Below are 3,055 nucleotides of genomic sequence, written 5' to 3' on the forward strand. Positions count from 1 at the left end.
CAGTACCTGAAGGACGGATGTCCTTGGTTACAGGCAAGACAAGTGGCAATTCATTTTCAGGAACAGCTGTTGAAGTTCCGTCTTCCCAATGAATGATAGGAATTGGCTCACCCCAGTAACGTTGACGGCTAAAGAGCCAGTCGCGGAGACGGTAGGTCACCTTCTCTTGACCACAGCCTTTTTCTTCCAACCAAGCCACAATCTTAGCAATTGCGTCTTCTTTGTTGAGTCCATCTAGGAAGTCTGAATTAACGTGAAGGCCATCTTCTGTGTAGGCAGCTTCTGCTACATTTCCACCTTCAAGTACTTCTACGATTGGAAGGTCAAATTGTTTGGCAAATTCCCAGTCACGTTGATCGTGGGCAGGCACAGCCATAACGGCACCTGTTCCGTAACTAGCAAGAACATAGTCGGCAATCCAGATTGGAATTTCCTTACCATTGACAGGGTTGATGGCATAAGCACCAGTCCAAACACCAGTTTTTTCTTTGGCAAGGTCTGTACGAGCCAAGTCAGACTTGAGGCTAGCTTGGTGTTTATAGTCTGCTACTGCTTCTGCTTGCTCTGGACTTGTGATAGCGTCAACCAAATCATGTTCAGGAGCCAAAACAGTGAAAGTCGCACCGAAAAGGGTGTCCGGACGAGTGGTAAAGACTGTGAATTCCTTGTCTGTTCCCTTAACTTTAAAAGTTACATTAGCACCAGTTGATTTCCCAATCCAGTTGCGTTGCATGTCCTTGATAGACTCCGGCCAATCTAGTTCATCTAAATCATTGAGCAAGCGCTCTGCGTAAGCCGTGATTTTGAGCATCCATTGGCGCATTGGCTTGCGGACAACTGGATAGCCTCCACGCTCAGAAGTTCCGTCAGGAAGAACCTCTTCGTTGGCGATGGCTGTTCCCAATTCCTCAACCCAGTTTACTGGCACTTCCGCTTCATAGGCCAAGCCTTTTTCGTAAAGCTTAGTGAAAATCCATTGGGTCCACTTGTAGTAGTTTGGATCTGTTGTATTGACTTCACGATCCCAGTCATAAGAAAATCCAAGCGCATTGATTTGGCGTTTGAAGTTGGCAATGTTCTCAGCTGTAAATTCTGCTGGGTCATTACCTGTATCCATAGCGTATTGCTCTGCAGGCAAACCAAAAGCATCCCAACCCATTGGGTGAAGGACATTGTATCCTTGCGCACGTTTGAAACGGCTGAGGATATCCGTTGCGGTATAACCTTCTGGATGTCCTACGTGCAGACCCGCTCCAGACGGATAAGGAAACATATCAAGAGCATAAAACTTCGGTTTTGATGCATCTGTTCCTGTCTTAAATGTATGATGTTCTGCCCAGTAGCCCTGCCACTTAGGCTCAATTTCTTTATGATTGTAAAAACTCATGGTCTCTCTCCAATTTTGTGATGTTACTATTATACCATTTTTGAGGGAATTTGAAATGTGTTAAAAGAAAAAACTGTATACTGTATTTCATTAATTTTGATAACTATGAATTGCTCTATCTCCCACTTTTTATCCCATTATTATGCAGAAAATCAAGGAGTAAACCAAGAAGCTTATCTCGTATAGCACAAAATACTCATTTTAGACCGAAGATAAAACTGGAATACTAATTAATGTTTTTACAATAAATATCTGACAACCTGTATTGCTTCCTGATTTATAAAGAGCTTCGGATACAATATGATGATAAATAAAAGACTACCATTTGTAAAACAGTAGTCCTTATTGTTTATTGCGAATTTACATATGCATCTACAGCGATAATGGCTTGTGCAACATCTGAAGGCGAAATCTTAAACGGCATCTGATGGATTGTCTCACCCTCCATAGTTGCTTGTTTACCAATTTTGATTAAATCATCATATCCAACTTGATCTAAATGCATTTCTTTTAGAGTTGTTGGCATACCAATTTTTTTGTAAAACTCAATATACTTATCAAGTTCTTCTTTTGGTCTATTTTCCAATAAAAGTTGTACCAAGGTTCCATAAGCTACTTTTTCACCATGTGTTAAATGATGAATGTCACCTGTCAATGCAGTAAAACCATTATGAATTGCATGCGCCGCAGCCAATCCTCCACTTTCAAAACCTAAACCACTCAATAGAGTATTAGCTTCAACAATGTTTTCTAATGCTGGTGTCACAACTTTAGCCTCACAAGCTGCCATGGCCTGTAAACCATCTGCGAACAGCGTTTCTTCACATTTCTTCGCAATTGCAACTCCAGCCAACGTTTGTTGTTGTCCTAACATAGTTTTTCCATTTGCCTGCATGACTGCACGCGCCTCAACCCAAGTTGCTAAACCATCTGCAATACCAGACGCTAATAAACGCTTAGGAGCTTGTGAAATAACTTTTGTATCAACCAAAACTAAATCTGGATTTTTAGAATAAAATAGATAATGATCAAATGCACCTTCATCTGTATAAATAACAGATAAAGCAGATACAGGTGCGTCTGTCGATGCAATGGTTGGAGCGATAATAACAGGCTTTTCAATCAAATCTGCAATAGCTTTTGCACTATCAATCGTCTTTCCACCACCAAGTCCGATAATACTATCACAATTCTCTTTCTCAGCTAAGGCAACAACTCGATTGATTTCATTGTCAGAAGCTTCACCATTAAACTGAGCTAGAACAATATGGAAACCATACCTATGTAGGTAATCTTCAAATCGTTTTCCAACAATATCATAAACCAACCGATCGCATAATAGAATAGGACGATTTCCCAAATCCAATATTGATTTGGCATTTTCAAACAAGGCATTTTCCCCTTGAATATATCTAGAAGGGCTAGCAAAAATTCTCATATGTATTTCCTCTCTACCTAGATGGAACGACTATTTTGAATAACAAACCAATCATCAGAAAAATCGTCAACCGCCTTTTGGATAGATGGCATGGCGAAAGCTGATTCAAAAACATCTGCTCCTGCTGTAACAGCATGCGCACCTGCAGCTAAAGCATTATTTACTTGTGCTACATTTTTAAAGGATGCGGCTAAAATCTTACTAGGAGAGTTCTGTCTATCAATAGCAAG

Annotated in this window: 2 protein-coding genes and 1 pseudogene; all 3 read right to left on the minus strand. The window is 40.6% G+C overall.

All coding sequences use genetic code 11. The features are described 5' to 3' along the window. Positions 1 to 1,387, minus strand: a 1,387-nt coding sequence (leuS, locus tag ACLNCN_RS04290; RefSeq protein WP_424844699.1) for a leucine--tRNA ligase, incomplete at its 3' end; no start/stop codon positions are given. 349 nt (positions 1,388 to 1,736) lie between these two features. Further along, positions 1,737 to 2,825 carry a glycerol dehydrogenase gene (locus tag ACLNCN_RS04295; protein WP_261071135.1) on the minus strand — a complete coding sequence of 363 codons (1,089 nt, stop codon included), beginning with the start codon at positions 2,823 to 2,825 and terminating at the stop codon, positions 1,737 to 1,739. Positions 2,826 to 2,842: 17 nt separating this feature from the next. Continuing rightward, positions 2,843 to 3,055: pseudogene (locus ACLNCN_RS04300) on the minus strand (fructose-6-phosphate aldolase); the annotation flags it as partial.

This window comes from Streptococcus sp. CL8.13 (assembly GCF_049737895.1).

Coding starts and splice junctions, on each gene's coding strand:
- ACLNCN_RS04295 (WP_261071135.1), bottom strand. CDS start 2,825: ATGAGAATTTTTGCTAGCCCTTCTAGATATATTCAAGGGGAAAATGCC.